This window comes from Actinomyces sp. MRS3W, assembly GCF_032465695.1.
GTDB lineage: Bacteria > Actinomycetota > Actinomycetes > Actinomycetales > Actinomycetaceae > Actinomyces.
In genome coordinates this window covers 1-6,882 of record NZ_JAWDJJ010000195.1, presented here as the reverse complement: position 1 = coordinate 6,882, position 6,882 = coordinate 1, and the positions used below count along the sequence as shown (strand labels likewise).

7 protein-coding genes are annotated in these 6,882 nt (G+C 70.6%); 6 read left to right on the top strand and 1 reads right to left on the bottom strand.

Annotation, left to right across the window (positions count from 1 at the left end):
• Window positions 1-1,649 (top strand): 3'-5' exonuclease (locus RWX45_RS07290; protein ID WP_316023070.1); only part of this gene is annotated, 1,649 nt, incomplete at its 5' end.
• Window positions 1,650-1,758: 109 nt separating this feature from the next.
• Here RWX45_RS07290 and RWX45_RS07285 read toward each other — a convergent pair.
• A complete protein-coding gene (locus tag RWX45_RS07285; RefSeq protein ID WP_316023069.1) occupies window positions 1,759-3,009 on the bottom strand; it encodes a phosphotransferase in 1,251 nt (416 codons plus the stop codon).
• A gap of 266 nt (window positions 3,010-3,275) precedes the next feature.
• Between RWX45_RS07285 and RWX45_RS07280 the strand changes: the two genes are divergently transcribed.
• The 5 genes from RWX45_RS07280 to RWX45_RS07260 form a co-directional block, all read left to right on the top strand.
• Entirely contained in the window at window positions 3,276-4,562 is a 1,287-nt protein-coding gene (locus RWX45_RS07280; protein WP_316023071.1) for a CpaF family protein, read from the top strand.
• A complete protein-coding gene (locus RWX45_RS07275; protein ID WP_316023068.1) occupies window positions 4,562-5,413 on the top strand; it encodes a type II secretion system F family protein in 852 nt (283 codons plus the stop codon). The genes RWX45_RS07280 and RWX45_RS07275 overlap by 1 nt, the downstream gene beginning before the upstream one ends.
• On the top strand, window positions 5,410-6,342 hold the full coding sequence (locus tag RWX45_RS07270) for a type II secretion system F family protein (protein WP_316023067.1): 933 nt from the start codon (window positions 5,410-5,412) through the stop codon (window positions 6,340-6,342). The genes RWX45_RS07275 and RWX45_RS07270 overlap by 4 nt, the downstream gene beginning before the upstream one ends.
• Window positions 6,343-6,431: 89 nt before the next feature.
• On the top strand, window positions 6,432-6,629 hold the full coding sequence (locus RWX45_RS07265) for a hypothetical protein (RefSeq protein ID WP_316023066.1): 198 nt from the start codon (window positions 6,432-6,434) through the stop codon (window positions 6,627-6,629).
• A partial coding sequence (locus tag RWX45_RS07260; protein WP_316023065.1) for a pilus assembly protein occupies window positions 6,619-6,882 on the top strand: 264 nt, incomplete at its 3' end. The genes RWX45_RS07265 and RWX45_RS07260, both read left to right, overlap by 11 nt.

Here is a 6,882-nt window from a genome sequence, read left to right as displayed (position 1 = left end):
GTGCCCTGACGCTGCCGCTGCCGGACCTGGTGGCGGTTGCCGAGCAGGCCCTGGGCCTGGATGTTGAACTCGCCGCTCGCGTCGGCAACCGCATGGGGCGGCGCGCCCTGGACGCCTTCCGGAATGTTGCCGAGCAGTATGCCGCTGATGTGGAGGTCCCTACTGTCTCCGGGTTCTTGGAATCGCTCGATTACGCAGAGTCCGAGGAACGCGGGCTGGAAACCCCCGAGGTTGAGCCCGAACCCGGCGCCGTACAGATCATGACTGTCCACGGCGCCAAGGGCTTGGAGTGGGACTGCGTCGCAGTGATCGGCATGTCCGAAGCCTCATTTCCCAACTACCGTAAAGCCTCCCGGGCGGACGGGGCAGTGGTGGACAAGTCTTGGATGGGTTCCAGCCAAGTATTCCCCCATCCGCTGCGTGCCGACGCCGACCAGCTACCACCGTTCCAACTCGATGCCATCGAGCTGCCACTGGGCGAGGGCGCGACGCTTACCAAGGAGGAGAGGGACGAGATCAAGGACCGTCACTCGCAGTACCAGCTGGCACTCGGGCGTCACGCCATTGCCGAGGAACGGCGCCTGGCCTATGTGGCCATCACCCGGGCCCGCCAGGAGGTGCTACTGACCGGATCTCACCTGGCCAAGACCAGCAACGCCGTCAAGCCCGTGTCCCGTTTCCTCGCCGAGTTGCAGCGGCGTGAGTTGGTGACCGAGTTCGGTCCCGGTTTCACCGACGTGCCAGAGGATGCCACCAATCCCCTCGGCATTACGCAGGACGTCTGGCCGGTGACTCACGTGGCCGCCCCGGGCTCGGAACGGGCCGCGCGCGCCGCCGTCGCCGACGCCGTGAACAGTGCTCTGGGCGCCGGCGCAGCCCCTGCGGCGAGCCGGACCGCCCTCGGCGGTGCCGCCGAGCCGGACGCCACGGCAGATTCAGAAGCAGCCCCGGAGAGTGCCTCCGCCGACCCGACAGTGCTCCGCTGGCGCGAGGAGGCCCGCCTGCTGCTGGCCGAGCGCGACGCCGCGGCAGACGAGACCCCCACAGTCCGCCAGCCCGCCCACCTGGCTGCCACCCGGCTGGACGATCTGCGCCGCGACCGCGACCAGTTCGCCCTCGACCTGCGCCGCCCGCTGCCGGCCCAGCCACAGGCCGCCGGCCGCCTGGGCACCGTCTTCCACGACGCCATCGCCCAACGCCTGAGCAGCCGCGGCACCCTGTTCAGCCTGCACGATGCCGGCGTCCCGGACACACTCACCGGGGCAGACCGCAAGCGTGTCGAGCGTTGGCTCGACGTCGCCGCGAACCATGCCCTACTGGACGGCTACCAGCTGGTGACCACCGAGGAATCCCTCGAACTCGCCCTCGGTGAGACCACCCTGCGCTGCCGCATCGACGCCGTCTTCCAGGATCCGAACAGTGGTCACTACCTGGTGGTCGACTGGAAGACCGGCCACCAGCGCGTGCCGGTGGACCAGCTCAGCGTCTATGTGCACGCGTGGTCTGCCGCCACCGGCGTTCCCACCGAGCAGGTGCAGGCCGCCTACCTGTACGTCGACGAGCCAGGCGGCTACGTCGACCAACTAGGCGAGGACTCTTTCCTCCCCCTGGAGGAGATCCGGCGCACCCTGGACCCGCGGGATCAGTGAACCAGGGCCGCAAGGCCCACTATCGCCCGTCGGTAGCGCACTTGTGCCGGTTCAACGCGTCATGAGTGCCGCCTTCGGCGGCGCTGGAACCAGCCTCGGTGTGAGGCGGCTAGTCGGCGGGGCCGTCCTCGGCCTCACCGGCTGCGTCCGTGCTCATGACGGCACCTCCATGGGGAGCGTGGTGGTCGTCCGTGCCTTCTTCGGAAGGGCCGCTGCCGTCGTCGCCTTCATCTCCGTCGGCGTCGTCATCCACCAGCACCATCTCCACCTCGCTGGTGGTCGCCTCCGGCTCGGCACTCACCCGCTCACCCGGCACGGGCGCCAGACGGGGTCCGTGCGGTTCGATGAGCGGCTCGTCGCCGACCTGGTCGGCCAAATCCGTCAGCATCGCCACTGCGTCATCCACGATGGAATCGCGCTGTGAACGCACGCCGTGCATGAGCCACCGGGCCAGGCTCAGCTCGCTGACCAGCTCCGCACGATCTCGCAGATGCCGGTCCACACCCTCCGTGCGCGCCAGGTCGTAGGCGGACTCAATTGCATCCAGACAGTCCACGGGCACGGAGGAGTACACCCACGCCATATCCTCGGCCGGGTCGCCCACATGCGCCTGCCCCAACCCGCGCACGGCCACGACCGCCCCGCCGGCGGTCAGCACGTTCTCCGCCGCCAGGTCACCATGGACCACCACCGGGCGGAAGCGCCACAGCGCCGAGTCCTCCAGCGCCACCTCCCAGCGGGACAGCAGCGCAGGCGGCACCCTGCCGGTGCCGGCGGCGTCGTCGAGCAGACTCAGCCAGCGCCTGCGCACGTCCTCTGCGTCGTAGACGGGCAGGCCCGCCTCGGAGATCACCGTCGTCGGCAGTTCATGCAACTCGCCCAGCGCCCGGCCGAGCCCCGCGGACAGCCCCGGTCCCGGACGCAGGGACTCGACGTCGATCGGGCGGCCCTCCAGATGGCTGCGCACCTGGAGGTGTGTGCCCTCCTGCCGCAGCGTGCCGGCGGGGCGCGGCACATCGAAGGACACCCGGCCGTCGTCGACCACCCGTCCGATGCGGCGCAGCACCTCCGCCTCGGCGTCCAGCGTGGCACCGGTGGCATCGTCGTGAGTCTCCAGCACCTCCCAGTGCCGCCCCTGAGTGTCGACGACGCCGACCACCCGTAGAGTGGCTGAGCGCTCCTGGGGCAGTGCCAGACGCGCCGGGTTCAGACCGGGCACGGCGACGGCGGCCATGGCCGCAAGCGCCAGGGCAGATCGCTCCCGGACCGCACCCAGGGGGGTGGGGGCGCCGGTGGTTCCGGACTGGTCTGACTGAGGCGTGCGCGTGGGCTCGGACGGCCCGGAGGGGGGCTGTGACATGACTCCACCGTAAGCGAGGAAAGCGCCTGGCGGCGTCGCCGCGCCCCGTGAGCCGCGCACCTGGCGCTTCAATCACGCTATTGCCAGGGACCTGGCGGACGCTGCCGGGGTTTTCCACAGGGGCGCGCATCTGGATTGGCGGTGACACCTGTCTGTGACCTAAGCTCACAGGCGTAGCGCTTCTCAGCGTCGAGCAGGCGCTACACATCATCCCAACGCCTATCCCCATAGATACGCCAGACTTAGCTACCCCCGTGAGGCCCACCATGGATGCCGCAGCCATGCTGCACTCCGAGATCCGTGAACTGGTTCGCCGCCGTGGCGTCGACCCGCTCACCGACACCTCCGCCCTCGAGGCACTCGTTGCCGAGGCGAGCGCCGACTACGTCGCCCGCGCCGACGCCGGGCTCGTGCCACCCCTGCCCGACCCCGACGACGCCGGAGCGCGGGCTGTGGATGCCCTGGCCGGCCTGGGGCCATTACAGCGCTACCTGGAGGATGAGAGCGTCGAGGAAATCTGGTGCAACTCCCCGGGACGCGTCTTCGTCGCCCGTTCCGGGCGCCCCGAGCTGACCACCACCCTGCTGGAGGATGAGGAACTGCGCGTCCTAGTGGAGCGCATGCTGCGCACCTCCGGGCGCCGGTTGGACCTGGCCAGCCCCTTCGTGGACGCCCAGCTGCCCGGAGGCGAACGTTTGCACGTGGTCATCCCGCCCATCACCTCCCAGCACTGGGCGGTCAATATCCGCAAGCACACCTCGCGGGCCGCGCGCACCGCCGACCTGGTGCGCATGGGATCCCTGACACCGCACGCCGCCGCCTTCCTCGACGCCTCCGTCCAAGCCGGGCTCAACATCCTCGTCTCCGGCGCCACCCAGGCCGGCAAAACCACCCTGGTGCGGGCCCTGGCCGGTGCCATCCCCGCCGGGCAGCGCGTCATCACCTGCGAGGAGGTCTTCGAGCTGGCCCTGCGTAACCGGGACTGCGTGGCCATGCAGACCCGGGCCGCCAACCTTGAGGGAGTGGGCGAGATCAGCCTGCGCCGCCTGGTCAAGGAGGCGTTGCGCATGCGCCCCGACCGGCTGCTCATCGGTGAGGTGCGGGAGGCCGAGGCGCTCGACCTGCTCATCGCCATGAACTCGGGCCTTCCCTCGATGTCGACGCTGCACGCCAACTCCGCCCGCGAGGCGGTGGTCAAGATTTGCACCCTGCCGCTGTTGGCGGGGGAGAACGTCACCGCCGGATTCGTCGTGCCGACGGTCGCGAGCGCCGTGGACCTCGTGGTGCACCTCGACCTCGACTCCGACGGGCGCCGCCAAGTTCGCGAAATCGCCGCTCTGTCCGGCCGCGTTGAGAACGGGACCATCGAAATGGCTGACGTATTCACCCGCGACGCCGCCGGCCGGCTGGTGCGCGGCCCGGGCGTCCCACGCGCCCCAGAACGTTACTCCCGCGTCGGCCACGACGTTGCCGCCCTGCTCACCGACGACGCTGTGCACGCCTCCGCGCCCGGGCATTCCACGGCGCCAGCCGCTACGGGGGAGTGGTCCTGATGGGAGCCATCAGCGGGTTGCTCGCCGGCACCGGCGTGGTGCTGGTGTGGCTCGCGCTGACCACCGAGCCGCCGCGATGGCACTCCGAACGGCAACGCAACCTGGCCGACCTGCTCATCCAGGCCGGAGTCGGCCGTACCAGCCCCGCCCTGTTCGTGGCCGGCAGCCTCATCCTCGGGGTCCTCGTCGGCCTGCTGTTCCTCGGCATGTCCCGCGCCTGGCCCATTGCCGCCGCCTTCGGCGTCATCGCCGCCGGCGCCCCGCTGCTCGTCGTCTCCTCCCGGGCACGCACCCGCCGCACCAACCTGCGAGAGGTGTGGCCGGAGGCGGTCGACACGCTCGTGTCGGGCGTGCGCGCGGGCATGAGCCTGCCCGAGGCCCTGACCAACCTCGGTGAACGCGGGCCCGAGGCGATCCGGGACGAGATGCGCGCCTTCGGCGCCGACTACGCCGCCACCGCCCGCTTCGACCAGTCGCTGGATCGGCTCAAGGCCCGCTTCGCCGACCCGGTGGCAGACCGCATCGTTGAGGCACTGCGCCTGGCACATGAGGTCGGCGGCACCGACCTGACCACACTGCTGCGCGCCCTGTCCCGGATGCTGCGCGAGGACATGCGCACCCGCGGCGAGCTCGAAGCCCGCCAGTCGTGGACCGTCAACGGGGCGCGGGTCGCGGTGGCCGCCCCCTGGATCGTGCTCGCACTGCTGGCCACCCGCCCCCAGGCGGCGGCCGCCTACGCCACCGCCGCGGGCGCACTCGTCCTGGCCATTGGGGCCGCCCTGAGCCTGGTGGCCTACCGCCTCATGCTCAGACTCGGACGCCTGCCCGAGGAAGAACGGGTACTGCGATGAGCCCCATCCTGCTCGGCGCCCTGACCGGCCTGCTCGCCGCCACCGGCATCCTGCTGGTGGTCGAGGCCGTGCGCCGTCGTCGCCCAACCCTCGCCGACCGGCTGGAACCCTACGTTCACGCCCGCCCCAGCACTTCGCGGCTACTGGCCGCCGCCTCACCCACCGCCGACGGACAGACCGTCAGCGCCGCCCTCCTGGAGACGGTGACTCGTCTGGGAGGAATCCTCGAGGCGATCGGCTCCTCAGCGGAATCGGTCAGGCGGCGGCTGGCGCGCTCCGGGACGTCCTTGACCTACGAGGAGTTGCGCATTCAGCAGCTGCTCTGGGCGACGGCGGGGCTCGCGATTGCGGCCGGCACCGGGCTGGCGCTGTCCGTCGCGTGGCGGGTCAACGTGCCGCTGCTCATCGTCGTCGCCATCGTTGCGGCCGTCGGCGGCGCCGCCGCGCGCGACTGGTGGCTGACACGCGCCGTCAACCGGCGTCGGGAGCGCATTGAATCCCAACTTCCCGACGTCGTTGAGCTCCTCGCCCTCGTCGTCGGCGCCGGACAGGGGCCGGTGGCCGCCATGGAGCGAGTCGTGCGCATCGGCCGCGGAGAGCTCATCGAGGAGCTTGAGCTCACCCTCGCCGACGTCAACAGCGGCACCGTGCTCACCACGGCCCTCACTCACCTGGAGGAGCGCGTGGGATCGCTGCATGTGGCGCGACTATCCGAGGCCATCTCCGTTGCCCTGGAACGCGGCACCCCGCTGGCCGACGTGCTGCGCGCCCAGGCCGCCGACGCCCGTGAGGCCGCCCGACGCAGCCTCATGGAAGAGGGCGGCCGACGCGAAATCGCCCAGATGGTGCCCGTCGTCTTCCTCATCCTGCCGATCACAGTGGTCTTCGCCCTCTTCCCGGGCCTGTTTGTTCTGCGGATCGGCCTATGAACCCACACTCACCCGCAGCCCCCGCCCATGTCCACCACCGCTATCTACCCCCGGTTATCAGTCGCAACCACGGAAAAACGGAGAAACCCATGCACCCCATCAAGCGCGTCATCATTCGCCTGCGCACCCAAGTCCGCCACCTCGCCGATGAACGCGGTGACGTCCCCGGCTGGGTGCTGGTCACCCTCATGACCGCGGGCCTGGTCGTCGCCCTCTGGGCTGTCGCCGGCCCCGCGCTGACACAGGTCTTCAACGACGCCATTGCCAAGGTCACCGGTGCCATCTGACCGGCGCACTCGCGGCCGCGCCCGCACGTGTGGCCAGCGCGGTCGAGCCAGCTCCCGGCGGGGCAAACCCCACCCGGGCGAGCGCCGCTTACCCGGGCTCGGCGCGCGCTGGCAAACCGACGACCGCGGCGCTGCCGTCGTTGACTTCGCGCTCGTCGGGGTGCTGGTCATCGCCGTGTCCGTCGCCCTGCTTCAACTCACGCTCGGCCTGCACGTGCGCAACGTGCTCACCGACGCCGCCGGAGAAGGCGCC